At 46.6% G+C, this 17,365-nt stretch carries 20 protein-coding genes; 6 read left to right on the forward strand and 14 right to left on the reverse strand.

The window, feature by feature from the left end; all coding sequences use genetic code 11:
* Nucleotides 1-7 precede the first annotated feature (7 nt).
* Nucleotides 8-784 carry a TerC family protein gene (locus tag AC0YOB_RS06930; protein ID WP_475792139.1) on the reverse strand — a complete coding sequence of 259 codons (777 nt, stop codon included), beginning with the start codon at nt 782-784 and terminating at the stop codon, nt 8-10.
* Nucleotides 785-1,268: 484 nt separating this feature from the next.
* Between AC0YOB_RS06930 and AC0YOB_RS06935 the strand changes: the two genes are divergently transcribed.
* Nucleotides 1,269-1,529 carry a hypothetical protein gene (locus AC0YOB_RS06935; protein WP_475792140.1) on the forward strand — a complete coding sequence of 87 codons (261 nt, stop codon included), beginning with the start codon at nt 1,269-1,271 and terminating at the stop codon, nt 1,527-1,529.
* Between the two features lie 13 nt (nt 1,530-1,542).
* On the opposite strand, the gene AC0YOB_RS06940 is transcribed toward AC0YOB_RS06935, so the two are convergent.
* The 7 genes from AC0YOB_RS06940 to AC0YOB_RS06970 all read right to left on the reverse strand — a co-directional run bounded on the left by AC0YOB_RS06940 (nt 1,543) and on the right by AC0YOB_RS06970 (nt 7,503).
* Nucleotides 1,543-1,845, reverse strand: a complete 303-nt coding sequence (locus tag AC0YOB_RS06940; RefSeq protein ID WP_475792141.1) for a putative quinol monooxygenase — start codon at nt 1,843-1,845, stop codon at nt 1,543-1,545.
* A 546-nt stretch (nt 1,846-2,391) separates the two neighbouring features.
* Nucleotides 2,392-3,396 carry an oxidoreductase gene (locus AC0YOB_RS06945; protein ID WP_475792142.1) on the reverse strand — a complete coding sequence of 335 codons (1,005 nt, stop codon included), beginning with the start codon at nt 3,394-3,396 and terminating at the stop codon, nt 2,392-2,394.
* Between the two features lie 335 nt (nt 3,397-3,731).
* On the reverse strand, nt 3,732-4,421 hold the full coding sequence (locus AC0YOB_RS06950) for a YjjG family noncanonical pyrimidine nucleotidase (RefSeq protein WP_475792143.1): 690 nt from the start codon (nt 4,419-4,421) through the stop codon (nt 3,732-3,734).
* Nucleotides 4,422-4,573: 152 nt separating this feature from the next.
* Complete coding sequence (locus AC0YOB_RS06955) at nt 4,574-5,029, reverse strand: carboxymuconolactone decarboxylase family protein (protein ID WP_475792334.1); 456 nt, start codon at nt 5,027-5,029, stop codon at nt 4,574-4,576.
* A 179-nt stretch (nt 5,030-5,208) separates the two neighbouring features.
* Nucleotides 5,209-6,138, reverse strand: a complete 930-nt coding sequence (locus AC0YOB_RS06960) for an EamA family transporter (RefSeq protein ID WP_475792144.1) — start codon at nt 6,136-6,138, stop codon at nt 5,209-5,211.
* Between the two features lie 153 nt (nt 6,139-6,291).
* Nucleotides 6,292-6,927 (reverse strand): FMN-dependent NADH-azoreductase, encoded by a 636-nt coding sequence (locus AC0YOB_RS06965; RefSeq protein ID WP_475792145.1) that lies wholly within the window; start codon nt 6,925-6,927, stop codon nt 6,292-6,294.
* A 132-nt stretch (nt 6,928-7,059) separates the two neighbouring features.
* Nucleotides 7,060-7,503 (reverse strand): carboxymuconolactone decarboxylase family protein, encoded by a 444-nt coding sequence (locus AC0YOB_RS06970; RefSeq protein WP_475792146.1) that lies wholly within the window; start codon nt 7,501-7,503, stop codon nt 7,060-7,062.
* A 230-nt stretch (nt 7,504-7,733) separates the two neighbouring features.
* Here AC0YOB_RS06970 and AC0YOB_RS06975 point away from each other — a divergent pair, with 230 nt between their 5' ends.
* The 3 genes from AC0YOB_RS06975 to AC0YOB_RS06985 all read left to right on the forward strand — a co-directional run bounded on the left by AC0YOB_RS06975 (nt 7,734) and on the right by AC0YOB_RS06985 (nt 11,150).
* On the forward strand, nt 7,734-8,237 hold the full coding sequence (locus AC0YOB_RS06975) for an Rrf2 family transcriptional regulator (protein WP_475792147.1): 504 nt from the start codon (nt 7,734-7,736) through the stop codon (nt 8,235-8,237).
* An 825-nt stretch (nt 8,238-9,062) separates the two neighbouring features.
* On the forward strand, nt 9,063-9,584 hold the full coding sequence (locus tag AC0YOB_RS06980) for a PadR family transcriptional regulator (protein WP_475792148.1): 522 nt from the start codon (nt 9,063-9,065) through the stop codon (nt 9,582-9,584).
* Between the two features lie 30 nt (nt 9,585-9,614).
* The gene (locus AC0YOB_RS06985) at nt 9,615-11,150 is read left to right on the forward strand and encodes a DHA2 family efflux MFS transporter permease subunit (RefSeq protein WP_475792149.1); all 1,536 of its coding nucleotides are present in this window, start codon (nt 9,615-9,617) and stop codon (nt 11,148-11,150) included.
* A 510-nt stretch (nt 11,151-11,660) separates the two neighbouring features.
* Here the strand turns inward: AC0YOB_RS06985 and AC0YOB_RS06990 are convergent.
* A complete protein-coding gene (locus AC0YOB_RS06990; protein WP_475792335.1) occupies nt 11,661-12,407 on the reverse strand; it encodes an SDR family NAD(P)-dependent oxidoreductase in 747 nt (248 codons plus the stop codon).
* A 575-nt stretch (nt 12,408-12,982) separates the two neighbouring features.
* On the opposite strand from AC0YOB_RS06990, the gene AC0YOB_RS06995 reads away from it, so the two are divergent.
* Nucleotides 12,983-13,330 carry a winged helix-turn-helix transcriptional regulator gene (locus AC0YOB_RS06995; RefSeq protein WP_210047002.1) on the forward strand — a complete coding sequence of 116 codons (348 nt, stop codon included), beginning with the start codon at nt 12,983-12,985 and terminating at the stop codon, nt 13,328-13,330.
* A 382-nt stretch (nt 13,331-13,712) separates the two neighbouring features.
* On the opposite strand, the gene AC0YOB_RS07000 is transcribed toward AC0YOB_RS06995, so the two are convergent.
* Nucleotides 13,713-14,075 (reverse strand): hypothetical protein, encoded by a 363-nt coding sequence (locus AC0YOB_RS07000; RefSeq protein ID WP_475770791.1) that lies wholly within the window; start codon nt 14,073-14,075, stop codon nt 13,713-13,715.
* Nucleotides 14,076-14,432: 357 nt separating this feature from the next.
* Between AC0YOB_RS07000 and AC0YOB_RS07005 the strand changes: the two genes are divergently transcribed.
* Nucleotides 14,433-15,539 carry a CapA family protein gene (locus AC0YOB_RS07005; protein WP_475792150.1) on the forward strand — a complete coding sequence of 369 codons (1,107 nt, stop codon included), beginning with the start codon at nt 14,433-14,435 and terminating at the stop codon, nt 15,537-15,539.
* A gap of 46 nt (nt 15,540-15,585) precedes the next feature.
* Here AC0YOB_RS07005 and AC0YOB_RS07010 read toward each other — a convergent pair whose 3' ends face one another.
* The 4 genes from AC0YOB_RS07010 to AC0YOB_RS07025 all read right to left on the reverse strand — a co-directional run bounded on the left by AC0YOB_RS07010 (nt 15,586) and on the right by AC0YOB_RS07025 (nt 17,344).
* Entirely contained in the window at nt 15,586-15,927 is a 342-nt protein-coding gene (locus tag AC0YOB_RS07010) for a DoxX family protein (protein WP_475792151.1), read from the reverse strand.
* Nucleotides 15,928-16,050: 123 nt separating this feature from the next.
* Nucleotides 16,051-16,425 carry a MarR family winged helix-turn-helix transcriptional regulator gene (locus tag AC0YOB_RS07015; protein WP_475792152.1) on the reverse strand — a complete coding sequence of 125 codons (375 nt, stop codon included), beginning with the start codon at nt 16,423-16,425 and terminating at the stop codon, nt 16,051-16,053.
* Nucleotides 16,426-16,630: 205 nt separating this feature from the next.
* Nucleotides 16,631-16,810 (reverse strand): hypothetical protein, encoded by a 180-nt coding sequence (locus tag AC0YOB_RS07020; protein ID WP_475792153.1) that lies wholly within the window; start codon nt 16,808-16,810, stop codon nt 16,631-16,633.
* A 105-nt stretch (nt 16,811-16,915) separates the two neighbouring features.
* Nucleotides 16,916-17,344, reverse strand: coding sequence for an SRPBCC domain-containing protein (locus tag AC0YOB_RS07025; protein WP_475792154.1), 429 nt, complete (start codon nt 17,342-17,344; stop codon nt 16,916-16,918).
* Between the last annotated feature and the right edge of the window lie 21 nt (nt 17,345-17,365).

Here is a 17,365-nt window from a genome sequence, read left to right on the forward strand (position 1 = left end):
GTTGAACCTAGATCTGATCAGCCTGCGATTGTTTTTTAGCCGAAGGCGCAAACCAACCGAAAAGGGCTATCGCAACCAACACTACATAGAAGATGGATGTCCAGACCGTACTATGCGGAAAATGATGCTCTAACACGCCGATATCTTCATGGGCCAGGGTAATTACTGCGAGCTTCACGCCGACCCATGCCACGATCGCATAAGCCGTGGTCTCGAGTGCTGGCCGTTGACCAAGCAGCTTTACAAACCATGTGGCTGCGAATTTGATCAGGATGAGCCCGGCAATTCCGCCAAGCACGACAATCAGGAATTTTCCTCCGTCCATACCACCGAAATCACCAAGCGGTGAATCCGGAAGACCAAGTGCCAGAGCTACTGCAGCAAGAATGGAATCAATCGCAAAGGCGAGATCCGCAAGTGCGATTTTTCCAACGGTTGGCCAGAAGCCTTTTCCTGCGGCATCTGTCTTTATGTCCTCGCGAATGTTCTCATTTTCCTTGCCAAAACGCGCTTTGATGATGTGCTTTAACCCGAGGTACAGAAGGTAAGCAGCTCCGATCGCCTGTATTTGCCAGACGTTCGCAATAAATGATATCGCAAAGAGAGCGGCGAAGCGGAAAACAAAAGCCATAATGATCCCATAGTTAATCGCTTTCTTCTTCTGGTCCTCCGGCAAATGCTTCGCGATAACAGCCAATACGAGCGCATTGTCAGCAGATAGCAATCCTTCCAAACCGATAAGTATTAGTAGTGCCCACGCATACTCCAACCACAATGAATCCAATTTACATTCTCCCCTTTTCAACCATTGTAAGTATTATGAGCCGACAAAGTCAGATTAGTCCGCAATAGGTATACGGAACAAGTCACCGATGGAGTTCATTTTTTTTTCACATGCCTGCGATACCAATGTTTAAAGCCGCTTTTAATGGGGATTGATCCATGCCTCTGACCAGCTGTCAGCAAGAACAGCCCGCTAACTTAATGCCCCGTTACTGTCGGCAATCAAGAGAATGTTCTTGTCACAAAACGGGAATAGGATCGAATTCTTATCATCACCAAATGATAAGAACTTGATCCGCCAGCAAAAAAATCCCGCGGTTTACGCGGACTTCATTCGGACAATGTTTTTGTAAACCGGCATATGTACTTTCATCTTCAGCATCAGTCCGGGACGAATTCGTCATTCTCGGAACGGGGATCGTCGACCTTCGGGAAGCCGATCGCTCGCCTCGCCAAAGTATGCGCCAACTGCCAGGATACGCCCATTGATACAGGGCTCGGTCTCGCCGTCGAAGAAGGGCAAGCCGTCGAGCATCAATCAGGTGATGCGGTCAAGCATGAGGCCAAGCGATCTGCTGGCCTCATGCTTAACGGATCCAAACCCAGGCAGGGTCGGCTTCAATCCCGCAGCCCTCCGGCGTCTGAAGGATGAGGTCCCAGCCTCCCATCCTTCCGAGGCTGCCCGTGACAGCTCGGCGGCAACCGACTCATCGGGCGCTTCGGTCAGGTCATCGATAGTTTTTTAGTACACCTCGTGATTTAAAACCCTTTACCCCCGAGCGGCCGAACCTTAACGGCGCTCCCCCCGGCGATTAAATGCCGGCAGCGTCCGATGAGCGCAAGCACGTTCTCGTTCTTCAGAGACAAGGCATGCGCCTCCTGACTCTCCCACAGCTCGGTGATCCACAGATCGTCCGGATCTTCTTCAGCCGCATGTAGAATATAATAGATACAGCCCTCCATATCGTTCAGCGTTTCTCCGGATTCAAGCATCATCTTCGCGAGTTCTTCCCGTTTCCCCGGGTGGGCCGTCAATTTTCCGAACATGGCGTATTTACTCATCGTTCATCTCCCTTTCTTCTTGTGAGATATCAGCTAACATCACTATAGGACGCTGGCCGCTTGGCGGTCATCGGCTTGCCCGAGCGAAGCATCGAGAAGATCAATCACATATATTCTGCCTTTGTCATCGGTGCAAATCTTCTTTCCCTGAAGCGTCCGGAATCGCCGTTTCCCCCATTCCTCTTGGGATTTTTTTCATCCTCATAATGATTATAATCCTCTATCCCTGACAAAAATAGTCAGGCATTCCAATCGTTTTATTTTTTTCGCGAAGCGAGGTGATCCAACCCTCCACCCGTACCCAAATGGAACCTTAACGACTCGCACCAGTCAAACGTATGGAAATTCCGGCACGAATCAAGAGCTGTATGGTCCGAGGATTCAAAGGCCCCGCCCTGTAATGGGAGTTAGAATTTCCAGATGTGATTATGCCGTTACAACAATAAAAAGCTGTCGAGGATTCCTCGACAGCTTGACCACCATAGGATTGCGTTGTTTTACATGTGCGCTCTACAAAGATTACTTCCGCGTCCGGTACATTTCCCCTCAGCTCGTGAACTTCACACCAGTCATCTCTTCACTGAGCTGCCAGAGCCGTTTCGCGGAAGCGGGATCGATAGCCCATGGCGGCACGCCCGAGACTGTCGAACTTACCGGAGTGTCCGTCAGGACTGCCGTTGCGATATCGACGTTCTCGCAGTAAACGCCACCTCTTCCATCCAGTTGCGTACTGGTTGCACACCAGACGCTAGTCGCAGCGCCCTGTTCGACCGTCTTGTATCCCAGGGACGGATTATTAACAGGCTGTCCTTGATCATCTATAATCCCCATGGCACGCAGCTCCTCGTCCGACAAAAAACGAGCCAAGTCGGTCTTGATTACGCCGGGATGGACGGCGAAGGCACGGACGCCATGCGCATGACCCTGCCTGTCCAGCTCAACGGCAAACAGCGCGTTGGCGGACTTGGACTCACCGTATGCTTTCCATTTGTCATACTCTCGCCGCTCGAAGTTCGGATCGTCGAAATTGACGCCTCCAAAGAAGACTGCCCCTGAAGAGAGCGAAACGACTCTCGCGCTTCCCGATTGTTTCAAGGCTGGCCAGAGCCGCGCCGTCAATTGGAAATGCCCCAGATGATTCGTGGCAAATTGGGATTCGTAGCCGCGTGCGTCGCGCACCAGCGGAGGCACCATGATGCCAGCGCTATTGACGAGGATATCCAAGGACCGCCCAGAATCAAGAAACCGCTGCGCGAATGCGTCGATTGAAGCCGGATCCATTAGATCCATCTCCTCCAGCTCCACCCGCGGAATGGCGGCGATTGAAACCCGGGCCTTCTCCGCGGTGCGCGCAGGCACGATAACCGAAGCTCCGGCTTCCGCCAGAACGCGGGTTGTTTCGAGTCCGAGTCCGGAGTATCCGCCGGTCACGATGGCAACCTTCCCACTCAAGTCGCGTCCGCCGAGTGCCTCCTTCGCCGTTGTTTGCTTGCCGAAGCCCGATGGAATCGGCTCCTGGGGTGTTACCTTATAAGAGTTATTAGTATGCATCTCTTGTTGTTCCTCCTGGTCGTTATCTTTCGTCTGGCTCATCGTCCAACTTATGGTTATAAAAAACCATATAACCAGTTCGATTCTGCTGGATTTCATATTTTCAAGTAAATGAACTTGCTTGTGATATTATAATTCATAAAGTTGTTATATAGTAGCACTTACTTATTTGTTATATAGGTTTAAAATTGTGATGTTTGAATGATTTACATGGATTTCAATCATTTTTGACCCAATATATGATGCAGGACTACCTCGAAACGGACCTGATGCACGCCAGTGACCAGATCAAAAAAGCCTATTGGCAACTTACCAGTATCCCGCTTTGTCTATCTTTAGCTTTGGTTACAGATGTCGAATAATTCCACTAAGCTTGTAACCGTGTATGTGCTTTGAATTTCGGCATTGCCTTTTTGTGACGTTGTGTTGATCCAGCAGGTATCAATTCCGTACTGAAGACCGCCTTTTATATCGGTATTTAATGAATCCCCGATAATAAGTGCTTCCTTTATATTAAAATCTTTAATATGACTTCTCACGTAATCGAAAAACGCTTTTGATGGCTTTTGAAATCCAATGCTTTGAGAATCAAAAATGTCTTCAAAGAACTCATGCAAACCTGACTGCTTCAAGCGCTTGATCTGAGTTTGGGTTATACCATTCGTGATAACAAACAGTCTATGGGATATGGACAAGCTCTGACACACTTCTAAAGCTCCTTCTATAAGCTGACTTCCATTGCCCAAAAGCTCCCGATACAGATTTTCCCATTCCATGCCATCCACAGCTTTACCCAGTCTTAACATCGTTTCTGAAAATCTTGCGTTCAGCACATCATCCAATACAATATTTCCATTTTCATATTCAGCCCATAGTTGTTTGTTGACGGCATTATATATTCGAAACAACTCATCCGATAAAGTATAGCCGTAATGCTGAAACAATTTGGTTAACGAATCCGTTTCATTAGCGCCGAAATCTAACAAGGTATCATCTAAATCAAACAGAAGTATTTTATACCTCATTTTTCCTCCCCTTAAATATAAATAATTTATACTTCGTCTCATCTTGCTAAGGTGAACTTTAGTCTATAAAGCAATGGAGACCATGGCTAATGCAGGTCTTTGATTAAAGTCAATCCCCGTACATAGTCGATGTACGGGGATTTCGCCTGCGGCTATTTGCGTACGGCCGGCTGATATTCTCCAGGCACCATGCCCGTTGAAATTCCCATTCGATTCCAGCAGTTGATCGCATTAATCGCCATAATCAAATTGACAAATTCGCCCTCGTCGAAATGCTTGCGGACTTGCTCATACAATTCCTGCGGCACGCCAGCCTCCGAAATTTTGGTCACCGCTTCCGTTAATGCCAATGCGGCCCGCTCCGCGTCTGTATAGAACGGGGCTTCCCGCCATGCATTGAGCAAATACAATCGCTGCTCCGTCTCCCCCATCGCACGCGCATCTTTCGTATGCATATCCAGGCAGTAGGCGCAGCCATTAATTTGCGAGGCCCGAATTTTAATCAGCTCCCACAGCTTGAGGTCAAGACCGCTCTTCTTCACATACCCTTCCAATTGTAAAAGTGTTTGTAAAGAACCGGGCTGCACTTTCATATAATTCAGTCTCATTTCCACGTGTCATTACACCCCTTCATTTTTTTGTGGTAAACGTAGTTAGTACTTTATTCCTTTCTTACAAGTCCATCGCTTTTTACGCTGCAATTCCATGATCGTAAATATTCTGCCAGCTTTAGATCGCAAATATTCCTTTACGATTTCGCGTCCGCCTCTTGAGAAAAGACCGATAATTACGAACTTGTAATTGCGCCGACATGTTTGGATTGACCCTTCTTGCGCTTCATAAACTCAGGCAGGGCAATGCCGAACATCGTGATCCCCACACCAAGCCACTGCAGCCAGCTGACAGACTCATTCAGTACGACGTACGACATCATGACGGCCGTCGGCAGTTCAGCCGCACTCAAGATAGTAGCCAGTCCGCCGCCAACACGCGGTACGCCGATGGCATAGAACAGCGGCGGGATGACAATACCGAAGAGAGCCAGCAGCAGCGCCCAAGGTACAAGCCCATCGTGCAAAGATCCATTTATAAGAAAATGCGGCGGAAACACCAACATAGCGAGAATAAATGAGCCTGACAGCATGATCGCGCTTCGTATGATCGGATCGACTTGTTGGGCTGTTTTCCCGCTAAACCAAATGAAGAGCGCATAGGTAACAGCAGCCAACAGGCCAAGAAGAACACCTATCCAGGATACTGCTTCCTTGCTCCCGCCCAAATATCCGCTTGCCATAATAATCCCGGCAAACAAGATGACGAGCGATAAAATTTTATCTTTTCCAGGACGTTTGCGTTCAACTGCTGCTTCCAGCAGGATACCCATCCATGTAAATTGAAACAACAAAATAATCGCGAATGAAGCCGAAATATGCTGGAGCGCTGAATAGTAAAGCATCCCCGTTAAGCCTGTTGTCGTTCCTACGGCCATGAGCGAGAGCGCTTGACGCCTTGTTGCTTTAAATGTATGCAACGCAGCGGGTTGCTTGGCAGATTTCGCGGTCACGAATACCAATATCCACAGCATAATCACACCGAACAGGTTTTGACTGCCAACGACATCACCGACATTGAAACCAGCATCATAAGCTTTCTTTACAAAAGTAGATAATAAACCAAAGCTGCATGCCCCGGCTAAAACAAATAAAATGTATTTCATGATGCCTCTGTGTGAGCTGACTGGCTCTCCGGAACGATTGATACAATTTCCAATTCACGTTTTTTCAGGCATGATACTGGAGATACTTGAACCATTCGTCACACCCGATTCCGGTTTATTTTTTTACTTCATATTAGAAATGAATCTGCTAGCTTAGAAGCTTTTGGCTAGTTCGAGCGCTTGTTGAATCGCTTTTTCTTTAATAGCAGGCGCTTGATCCGGTGCAGCTCCCGTGCCCTCGATATAAATAACTTCAATTGAAGGTATTCCTATGAAATTGGATACAGCAGTCAAATATCGGTGGCTGAATTCGAAGCTTGCCATTGCTCCCTCGGAGAGCACGCTGCCGGAAGCCTGGATATGAAGCATTTTTTTGTCAGACGCTAAACCAATTTTGCCCTCTGGCGTATGTTTAACTGTCTTTCCGGGTATGCATATGGCGTCAATATAAGCCTTCAATACGGGTGGAAACAAGAAATTCCAGACAGGATTGACGACAACGATTTTATCTGCGGCGAGAAATTGATCAACCAGTACATTCAAACGGGCCACTTTAGCCTGAGAATCCGAGCTCAATTGATCAAAAGAACTGCCGCTTTTCAATTGCTCCCAGCCAAGTAATACTTCAGCGTCCAGCTGCGGGATATCCATTTTATATAGATCCAGATGAATAACTTCATCGTTAGGGTTTGCTTCACGGTAGGCTTGGATAAACTCATGGCCTACGGACAAACTATGGGATGCACTCTTATCCAGCGGATGTGCGGTCACGTATAAAACAGTTGACATGATTGCTCCCTCCTCGTTATTCAGCGGAGCTCACTGCATAGGTATACCATGAAGACCGGCCGTTATCTTCGATGGACGACCAATTGTAAGAGCTTTTTATAAAGCTTTTACTACTCTCAGTAAACTTCTCTTTTACTCCTTTTCAGGGAACATCCCCGTGGAGATGGCGATTCGGTTCCATGAATTAATGGTATTGATTGCCATAATGATTGCCACATATTCTGCCTCATCTACATGTGCCCGAACTCTTTCATACAATTCCTGCGGCACGCCTTGCTCGGAAATACGGGTTACAGCTTCCGTAAGCTCAAGCACCACTCTTTCTTTGTCGGAATAAAAGGGGGCTTCGCGCCACGCGTTAAGCAAATAAATCCGCTGCTCCGTTTCGCCCATTTTCCGTGAATCCCGTGTATGCATGTCAATACAATAAGCACACCCGTTAATTTGTGATGCTCTGATCTTAATTAATTCATAAAGATTTGCATCCAACCCACTCGTCTTAATAAACCCTTCCAGTTTCATCATTGCTTGCACAGCACCTGGGCTTGCACTCATATGATTTAATCTAACCTTCATAGTAATCTCCTCCGTGAACAACAAATTTTATCCTGCTTTATGAAGTATAACGCTGACAATGTTTATCGTCGATTAACCTCATCCACAATATAAACCTTTCACTTGTGGCTGTCAACCAAAAATCATGGGTCATTTAGCACAAAATACCCAAATACCCTCATTTGACAAGGGTTTTAAATCAACCTAAGATGATTAATAACAACTTTTTCATCCAGAAAGCAGGTGTTTGTATGCAGTATAGTATTGGCGTTGAATATGGACTTCATTGCTTGGTCTATCTAATTGATATTCCTCCTGATTCAACGATCGGGATTAAAGAGCTTTCCGCTTTTCAAGGTGTTTCAGAGACCTATCTTTCGAAGATTTTCAGTAAATTAACAAAAGCTGGTATCGTAAGCTCAGTCCCTGGTGTAAAAGGAGGCTATAAATTAGCCAGGTCTCCTGCGGATATTTCTTTTTGGGATGTAGTTGAAGCGGTTGAAGGTGCAGCGCCCATTTTTCAATGTAAAAATATCAAAGATAATAGCTATCTATGCCGTGATGAAGACTATGCAGCATGCACTCGAGCTTCTTCCTGTGTGATAAACTTGACTATGCTCGAAGCAGAAGATAGCATGCGCAATCTTCTGCGCAAAAAGTCACTAACTTGGTTGAATGAAGAGCTTGATCGCGTATTAACCCCTCAATCGCGCAAAGATACCCGTGAATATTTTGCTAGCAGCAACAATGTTTAATGGTTTTAAATGGGACACTTATTGAATAAATACGCACAGCTGTTATTAAAATCAAGAATTTAACCATTATTTTAAAATGGCTCCCTTGAATCCTGGACATGTCGCAGTTGCAGGACTGCGCGTCGAGGATTTTCACGTTATTATAGTGAAATCCACTATTGATTCCCGTCAATAAACGTGGCTGCTTCGGAGAACTCTTGTTTTTCCAGTACGACCATTTATGACGTCCATCGCGAATGAGATCAGATTCTTGTCAAAATCGGAAATGGGATCAAGTTTTTGTCATTGGCAATTGACAGGAACTTGATCCCACAAATAAGTTGTATGATTCCGTTCTCTTTCTTTAACTTAGAAAGCTGCCTGCGCAGATAAAATAATCGAATAACTGGAGTACTCAACTCTGTTGTCATGACATCATTGAACGGATATAAACACGCTCCAAATAACCAAATAGGCTGCCACCAAAGAAAACTACGAGCCCCAAGAACACGCCTTCCAACTTTCCGACCAACCTTCAAGGTGCGAGTGACAGCCTCCCCCGGCCTACTTGTTAATCAGTGCTGAAGGAGAAAGAGCGGCTCATGATGAAGATGATAGATGCTGCAGATAGTATAAATAAACGCCAAACCGCATGTGATTTATGCGGCCTGGCGTTTATTTTTGTTAAAAGGCTACGATCCTGAATGGTTATTAAACCTTTAAACCGTTCGTTCATGTCTCCTCGACGATGGCAGACCAATAACCAAATTATATATTGACTCGATATATGTTGACCTGATATATTGAATCCATCATCAAACTATACCCCGGGAGGCCATTATTAAAATGAACAGTCAAGATGTCATATTGGGCTTGCTTCACCGCCAGCCGCTGTCCGGGTACGAAATCAAGCAAATGCTCGAGATGCCGCTGTCTTTCTTTTTCGATGCCAGCTTTGGCACGATCTACCCGACTCTCGCGAAGCTGGAGGCGCAGGGGTATATCATCAAGGAAAACGTCATTCAGGACGGGAGGCCGAATAAAAACGTGTATTCGCTGACCGATGCCGGACGCCAGCAGTTTCAAGCTTTTCTAGAATCGCCGATGGAGAAGGACAGCTTCCGTTCGGATTTCCTCGTGCGGATGTTTTTCGGGGAATATATGGACACGGATACGCTGACCGATTGGGTTCGCGACGAGATCCGCAAGTCCGAGGCGTCCGGCGAGGTGCTGGGACACATGAAGCAGAATATCGCGCCAGGCATGCCGCCGTCGAAGACGCTATGTCTCGAGATCGGGTTCCAGTTGAATGCGGCCAAAACCCGAACCCTGCATGAGGCCCTGCGGAAACTGACGGAATCGGAATAAGACTTAAATCTTGGAAGGAGTGGCACTGCTATGTCAACAGCTTCGAAACATACGGGACTGATCGTCCTGTCCATGGCGTTAGGATTGTTGATGGCTTCACTGGATAATACGATCGTTTCCGCCAGCGTCAACAAAGTCATCGAGAACATCGGGGGCTTCGAGAAAATCTCGTGGGTATTTACCGCCTACATGCTTGCGGCCACCAGCACCATGCTGATTTTCGGCAAGCTGTCCGATTTGTTCGGTCGCAAGAAGTTTTACCTGATTGGCATATCCTTATTCCTTATCGGCTCTGCTCTTTGCGGCATGGCGCAAACGATTGATCAGCTGATCTGGTTCCGCGTTATTCAGGGCATCGGCTCTGGCTCTGTATTCCCGATTTCGTTCTCCATTATCTTCACCTTGTTCGGCGACCCCAAGCAGGCAGCCAAACTGTCCGGGGTCATGGGCGCCGTATTCGGCCTGTCGTCCGTCGCCGGACCTCAGCTCGGGACGCTGATCTCGGAGCATTTCAGCTGGCGCTGGTGCTTTTACGTCAACCTGCCGATCGGTATCGCGTCGATGCTCGTGCTCCTCTTCTCCCTTCGCGAATCGAAGGCCGAGCGCAAGCCAAAGATCGATTATCTCGGCGCAGTGCTGCTGATCATGACGACCGTCTCCGTCCTGCTCGCGCTGGAACTTGGCGGCAAGGATTATGCCTGGAGCTCCTGGCAGATCATCGGACTATTCGCAATCGGTGCGATCGGCGCGGTCTCATTCCTGCGGGTGGAATCCAAAGCCGAAGAGCCGATGCTCCCCCTCTCCATCTTCAAGCATCGACTGGTGCTCGGCACAAGCCTGCTTTGCTTCTGCCAGGGATTCATCATGTTCTCAGCCATCACGTACCTGCCGCTCTACGCGACAAGCGTGCTTGGCAAGGCCAATTCCAACGGCGTCCTGACGCCTATGATGGCCTCGCTGATCGGGGGCGCGATCGCGGCTGGTTTCGTCTCGGCCAAGTTTCGTTTCCGGTCGGTGATGTTCGTGAATATGGCGCTCGGCGTCGTCGCCTCTCTCCTGCTCATGAATCTCTCGCCGGATATGCCGTATTGGCAGGTCATCAGCATTATGATTCTGCTGGGTCTCGGCGTAATCGGACCGCTGATGAGCATGGGCCAGAGCGCGGTTGCGATGGCCGTAGATACGAAATACATCGGCATCTCCTCCTCCGTCGTCGGCTTCTGGCGCAATATTGGCGGCGTGATGGGCGCTTCCATCATGGCCGTGCTCGTCAATGCGAGTCTGAAGAACTCCTCGCAGGAGGCAATCGCCAAATTCCAAATCCCAGACCAGCAGGCAGCGACGCTGACCAATCCGGAGACGGTCCTCCGCGGCGCATCGGAAATGCCGGCAGATCTGCTCGCCTTCATGAGAAATGCGATCGGAAACGCCATCTCCCACGGCTTCATCCTTGCCTTATTCGTAATGGCCGCCGGCGCAATCATCGCCCTTACCCTCGGTAAAGCGCGCCTGCAGAAGAAGCCGGAGACGGATGAGGAAAATGCGCCCGTCGTGCATACTGCCTAGTCGCCCGAAACGAACGGCCCACCAGCTTTCGCTCCACTATCAAAATACGTCCCTGCATAATAACGGGAGGGATTTTTTTCGATGAACCTTCATGCCGATGCATTCCGGACGCCGGGAGTTCAGCGGTCAATCGTACGGTTCAAATATTATGCGCGATCTCTTTGCAACTCATGCGAATACCTCTCTCAAAAATGAACATTGAACATCATAACATGTGTCCGTTTCTCGTTCTCTTCCAGAAAAGCCCGCGAATTGCCCATTCAGGAGCGTGGTGCGAAGCTTTTGTCATGGGAACGCATGCTTATCAGGGTCAGGTGCAGCGCGTCCGGATCAGGCACTTCCCTAGAGAACGGGATGATCTTGTCACAAGTCGTGAATCTCCATAGCTCCATAGCAAACAAAACCATCGTCCAATTTGGGCGATGGTTTTGTTACAAATATGTTGGCAAGATAAAGCTGGATGCCATCATATCATTTCATCAATTAAAGATCTTAGGGTATAATTCCGAATTAAATTTGTGCAACTCCGCCATCTACGAATAATTCAATCCCATTTATATAGCTGCTTTCATTAGAGGCCAGGAACATGACGGCATTCGAGATTTCTTCGGCTTTCCCCACTCTGCCTAGCGGTATCTCATTCTTGGCCTGTTCAAGGAAGTTATTTAACTCGGCTCCGAATAAGTCATCGTAAGCCGGTGTATGAACGGTTCCTGGACTAAGGACGTTGACACGAATTCCTGTCCCTTTCAGATCCAGAATCCAGCTGCGGATCAGCTGTCTTATTGCCGCCTTCGATGCGCCATAGATACTAAACGCCGGCATCCCCGCTGCGCCAGCAGTGGACCCCGTCAGAATAATCGAACCTGTCTTATCCGGAAACAAGGGAAGTGCCTTTTGAACCGTGAATATGGTTCCTTTTACATTGACGTCAAATGTTTTGTAATATTGCTCTTCTGTAATTTCGCCCAGTGGCAGCAAGGATCCCAACCCCGCATTTGCAACGAGGATATCCAAGTGTCCTTTCTCTTGCTTCACGGTCTCGTACAGCTTGTCCAAATCTTCCAACTTGGAAATATCGCCTTGAATTCCCGTTACATTCTTCCCAACCTGCTTCACCGCTGCATCCAGTTCACTTTGTCTGCGGCCTGTAATAAAAACATGCGCGCCTTCTTTTGCAAATTGCTGTGCTGTTGCAAGACCAATACCGCTGGTGCCTCCTGTTACAACCGCTACTTTACCATCAAACTTACCCATATTATGACTCTCCTTTAAGAATAATTTTAGTTTCGTATAGGAAGTCCTGCTTGCCATTATCCTTCGAAAAAAGGTAAGGTACTGAACTTCTTATAGTTGCTATTATGGATCAAAAGTAACCTGAATAAAAGTACACACTTTTTTGTTATATAGTCACCTAAAAGTGATAATTGAGTAATATAAGCAGCTTCATAAGGATTCTTTACGTTTCCTCATACATTGTCCTCCAACATAAAATGACAAGTCCCCCTTCAAACCGAAGTGTGGGATTTCGGCTGCGGCTATTTGCGTTCGGCCGGCTGATATTCTCCAGGTACCATGCCCGTTGAAATTCCTATTTGATTCCAGCAGTTGATCGCATTAATCGCCATAATCAAATTGACAAATTCGAGGTTTCGAAGTGTCCCAAATTAAGCATTCAGTACGACGTACGACATGATTGCGGCAGTAAGAGCTATTCATGTACGCCAGCGAATGATATTATGAATTAATCGTAATAATAAACAAAGTACACACTTTTTTGTTATATAGTAATTAAAAAGTGATAACTGTAATCGGGAGATGTTATTTCAAAAATGAAAACATATTACTGTGACCTGGAGGTTACTTTGGAGGTAATCGGAGGGAAATGGAAGGGGCTTATTTTATACCATGTGATAAAAGGCCCAAAACGGACGAGCGAGCTAAAGAGACTGATACCCAATATTACTCAAAAAATGCTCATTCAAACGCTTAGAGAATTAGAAGCGAGTGGACTCATCAGTAGGAAAATGTACAATCAAGTACCTCCGAAAGTCGAATATTCAACTACAGAACTTTGTCAATCGCTTGAGCCAATTTTGAGATCGCTCTGCACCTGGGGTGGAAATTATGCAGAGAAATCATTCGCTCAGGATGAGTTTGAAATTTTGCATTTGGAATAATAATAAAACGATTTACTGTTGTCCCCAATCCTCTCATTCAACAAATGGCAGGCCTGGGGACTTTCTTATCTTACCTGAACGCAAGATTGGGCAATGGAAGTCAGCTTATAGAAGGAGCTTTAGAAGTGTGTCAGAGCTTGTCTGCTATCCCATATGCCGAAATTCAAAGCACATACACGGTCACAAGCTTAATGGGTGATTAAATTATTTCATAGTCAATTAAAACGCACAAAACGGAAGTGCCTGGAGCACTCCCGCCTGAATTGTCTGTTTTTCAGGGCAAGTTCACAGTGTTGTTCCGGTTTTGGAGAACACTATAGCTAAAATGTCCATGCCCGCAAGCGGGCATGGACATTTTAAAGTTGAGTCTGCGGCAGAGTGATTAGTTTACTTTTTTGGCGAATTCTTCTGGCGTATAACGGTGAGCGGCTACCAGCCGTCCGGATGCATTTTTTCCCCATCCGGATACAAGCACTTTTTTGCTGTCTGTCTTGATTTGAACTTCGAATTGAAACAGTTGAGCAACGTTTAATACACGGTAGTCGGATGATCCTGCAGCAAGTGTAAATGTTCTTGTAGCAACTAAAACCTTCTTTCCGTTCAAACGGAACAATTGAATTTTAACCCTTGCGCTGGAAAGGCCATTGTTTACCGCTTTTACTAAAAACGTTCTGGATTCACCCGGCAGTGTACTGATATTGATCGCATTTTCTACCGGACCTGTTGAATAAGTTACAATTGACATCTTTCATCAACCTCCTTTGGACTTGATACTCTATCTTATGCGGTGAGAGAACAACGGTTTGGATATATACCATCTCTATCTGAAAAGGGGCGCCGATAGATTCATAGACTAGGAAAATACCGAATCGATTTGTTTTGCTGTGAGGCCATATCAAAAAAACCACCTGAATTCAAGGTGGATTTGATTGTTACACTATGGATTCTTCATTCTTGATATGCCCACCCTCAGATACAACGTCAGCTGACGGGGCGGCTGAAGTCCCGTTTACGTTCCCAAATCGGCCCCAAACACCAAGTCATCCCGGTCAGCATATGTTGGCATAACGGATTTTAGCCTAATCGATCGGGGGACGATGGGATGTCAAAGGAGGTTGTCGTTGCGGCAGTCGGTGATCTCTTAATGAAGCCGCTGCTCAACCGGTTGCTTCGTATCGGCGGGCATGGGGGCGGCACGGACGATCAGGGAGGGGCAAACTACAAGTTCGAGCGGATGTTCGAACCGGTCGCCCATTATTTGCAGGATGCCCATCTTACGATCGGCAATCTGGAGACTACCTTCGCAGGAGGTCCAGATGCAGGCTTTCGGAAGACAATGCGCAATCCGAAGAACGGCAATCCGCTGTTCAAAAGCCCTGACGCCTTCGCGCAGTCGCTGTCGGCTGCCGGCTTCGATGTGCTTGCTACAGCCAACAACCATTGCGCGGACTACGGCGTTCGCGGGCTCAAAAGGACGCTGGATGTGCTCGACAAGTACGGCCTCGCCCACGCCGGAACCTATCGAACCGCGCAGGAATCGCGGGGGCTCTGCGTGCGGAATGTCAAAGGCATCCGTATCGGCATTCTGTCGTATACGCGGGACACGAACGGCATGCCTATACCGAAGGGGCAGCCCGCTGGCGTCAAAAAGCTCAACCGCGCGAGAATAAAAAACGACCTGAGACGGTTGCAGGCCGCCGCTGATTTTATCATCGTGTGCATGCACTTTGGATTCGAGTATGAACATAGCCCTGCCGCCAATCAGAAGGAGTGGGTCCAATTCCTGTTCCAGCACGGCGCGGACGTGGTGCTGGGCTCGCACCCGCATGTCCTTCAGCCGGCGGTGATCAGAACTGTGAAGGACGTCTGGGGACGGACGAGAAAACGGTTCGCCATCTACTCGCTCGGCAACTTTATCTCCACCCGGCTGCACCGTAAGGACGCCGCCCTGACCGGCATCATCGTTCGCCTCAAGCTTCGCAAAAACTCCAATGGCTCCGTCCGGCTAGCCGGCGTAGAGGGAATACCGACCTGGGTAAGCATCGCAAAGCATGGCAAACCCGCGAAATGCCTCATCGTGCCGCTTCAAGAAGCGATTGGAAAGCGGGACGAATTTCACGCGGGAGAACTGACGCGGATGAAACGCGCCTATCAAAGCACAGTACGCATGTACAAGGGGATACTGCCGTTTCCGGAAGTCGCCCCCTGATTGCAATACTTGGAAGATACCGCCGTCCACATCTCCCGATTCAATATCAGAAATCAAAGTGATAAAGTGCAATCGTAATAGACAGCAGGCACAATATTATAGATGGAATAGCTTTTTTAAATGGATCACGTGCGATCACAAGCAGAACAAAGGCTGCAGCAAGCATTGTCGCTCCCAACAGAACTCCGGCTAACAGCGCCGCGATTGGAAACCATATTCCCGCAATCATCCCAATAGCGCATACAATCTCAATAGACCCTGTTAAGAAATTAAATATGGAGGGAAGGCCAAATCGTCTAAACTCATTTGCCATTTTTCCAGAGACTATTTTCGTTCCTGTAAACATGAAGAAAATGCCCAATATAACTTTTAAAATAATCAATAACATATCCGTAATCACTCTCTTTCCAGTTTTCAATATTCGCTTTTTATATGCTATAGCATATATATGAGACTTCTTACTGCGTAACCTGATATTAAAATTCGGATTCTCGGATAAAAGGATAAACACTTACTCATATTTTACGCTTGAATACAGTTTGTCAAGGAGCGCATGCAACAAGAGAAGTTCCTCATTACTCAAATTTTTGGTTACATAATCATGAGCAGCCATTACAATCGGCAAAAGCTTTGTTTTGAGACCCATTCCTTTGTCGCTAAGGAACAAGTTGTGGGAACGTCTGTCAGAATCATTTTGTATTCTTTTTACGATTTCTTTTTTTTCAAGGGAGTAGATCATCCTTACAACAGTGGTTTGATCTCTGTCAATGGCTTCGGCAAGCTCTTTCTGACTCGTTGCTCTTTCCCCGTCAAGAACACAGATAATTCCCCATTGGTCAGGAGTTACTTCATATTCTTTAAGCTTTTTTGTGAAAAAATTATTCATTTTCACGTCTGTACGATGAACAAGGAAACCAGTGAGATTATATAATTCCACATTATTTTTGTCTATATTTGCTCCTCTTCTCTATAAGCGATTAACATATGCTATAGCATATAAAATAGATTAAATTCTCTTGTTTGTCAAATGGGATTTTAAGAATCATCATGCTCTCGCCGGAAAAGCTCATTAGCAAATCCTGCTTCTTCATTTAAACATCAGGAATACTTCTATATAATTTTATCAATTGAGTAACACAGTCCTCACATTTGAATTCCCCTTTGTTCTCCTCTACCATTTGTAAATTAGCGGCTGTAAGCATCAAAATGCTTTTAGCATCCGACTCACTTAAAGCAATAATTTTTTCTCTAATTCTTTCCAGCTCCAACATCTGACCCACTCCCCTTATTTATGGATTTAACATGAATGCCATATAATCCTCAGCTGCTTAATTCTATTTTAAAAAATGGTTCTGTTTTCATTGAAGGGCAGGTAATTAAAACTTACGTTTATGATAGGGTAGACCATGCCCCTCTTCACAGTAGGATTTGAGACTATAAAGAAAAATAGCCCAGTTGTAGTTGCAAGAGCGAAAAAATGGCGTTACTTCTCTCCAGTTCATTTGACGTAAAGTAATATAAGACTTCCCGTTCTTCTCTTCAATATCAAAGGAAATAATCGTACCAATCCATTCTGGATCTGAATCTAAACACTGCCACATGACTTTTTTATTAGTGATCAATTCCTCTATTCTCATCTTGGTTATGTCATTGCTGCCGAACCGAAATTCATTAATAAAGCCAATTTGATTATTGATAATGAGTTCATTGGTCCATATTTCCGACAGTCCCTCAGCGGTGGTTAAAGTTTCATACACCTTCGACGCTGGAACATGTACGGTTTGCAAGTGCTCGATATTGGCCATGCCTTACCCCTTTCTATACCT

It is taken from the genome of Paenibacillus sp. JT31N17, from assembly GCF_056269255.1.

Excerpts from the sequence above, each read along its gene's own strand:
- AC0YOB_RS06940 (WP_475792141.1), bottom strand. The coding sequence starts at position 1,845 with ATGAGTAAATACGCCATGTTCGGAAAATTGACGGCCCACCCGGGGAAA.
- AC0YOB_RS06945 (WP_475792142.1), bottom strand. The coding sequence starts at position 3,396 with ATGCATACTAATAACTCTTATAAGGTAACACCCCAGGAGCCGATTCCA.
- AC0YOB_RS06950 (WP_475792143.1), bottom strand. The coding sequence starts at position 4,421 with ATGAGGTATAAAATACTTCTGTTTGATTTAGATGATACCTTGTTAGAT.
- AC0YOB_RS06955 (WP_475792334.1), bottom strand. The coding sequence starts at position 5,029 with ATGAGACTGAATTATATGAAAGTGCAGCCCGGTTCTTTACAAACACTT.
- AC0YOB_RS06960 (WP_475792144.1), bottom strand. The coding sequence starts at position 6,138 with ATGAAATACATTTTATTTGTTTTAGCCGGGGCATGCAGCTTTGGTTTA.
- AC0YOB_RS06965 (WP_475792145.1), bottom strand. The coding sequence starts at position 6,927 with ATGTCAACTGTTTTATACGTGACCGCACATCCGCTGGATAAGAGTGCA.
- AC0YOB_RS06970 (WP_475792146.1), bottom strand. The coding sequence starts at position 7,503 with ATGAAGGTTAGATTAAATCATATGAGTGCAAGCCCAGGTGCTGTGCAA.
- AC0YOB_RS06975 (WP_475792147.1), top strand. The coding sequence starts at position 7,734 with ATGCAGTATAGTATTGGCGTTGAATATGGACTTCATTGCTTGGTCTAT.
- AC0YOB_RS06980 (WP_475792148.1), top strand. The coding sequence starts at position 9,063 with ATGAACAGTCAAGATGTCATATTGGGCTTGCTTCACCGCCAGCCGCTG.
- AC0YOB_RS06985 (WP_475792149.1), top strand. The coding sequence starts at position 9,615 with ATGTCAACAGCTTCGAAACATACGGGACTGATCGTCCTGTCCATGGCG.
- AC0YOB_RS06990 (WP_475792335.1), bottom strand. The coding sequence starts at position 12,407 with ATGGGTAAGTTTGATGGTAAAGTAGCGGTTGTAACAGGAGGCACCAGC.
- AC0YOB_RS06995 (WP_210047002.1), top strand. The coding sequence starts at position 12,983 with ATGAAAACATATTACTGTGACCTGGAGGTTACTTTGGAGGTAATCGGA.
- AC0YOB_RS07000 (WP_475770791.1), bottom strand. The coding sequence starts at position 14,075 with ATGTCAATTGTAACTTATTCAACAGGTCCGGTAGAAAATGCGATCAAT.
- AC0YOB_RS07005 (WP_475792150.1), top strand. The coding sequence starts at position 14,433 with ATGTCAAAGGAGGTTGTCGTTGCGGCAGTCGGTGATCTCTTAATGAAG.
- AC0YOB_RS07010 (WP_475792151.1), bottom strand. The coding sequence starts at position 15,927 with ATGTTATTGATTATTTTAAAAGTTATATTGGGCATTTTCTTCATGTTT.
- AC0YOB_RS07015 (WP_475792152.1), bottom strand. The coding sequence starts at position 16,425 with ATGAATAATTTTTTCACAAAAAAGCTTAAAGAATATGAAGTAACTCCT.
- AC0YOB_RS07020 (WP_475792153.1), bottom strand. The coding sequence starts at position 16,810 with ATGTTGGAGCTGGAAAGAATTAGAGAAAAAATTATTGCTTTAAGTGAG.
- AC0YOB_RS07025 (WP_475792154.1), bottom strand. The coding sequence starts at position 17,344 with ATGGCCAATATCGAGCACTTGCAAACCGTACATGTTCCAGCGTCGAAG.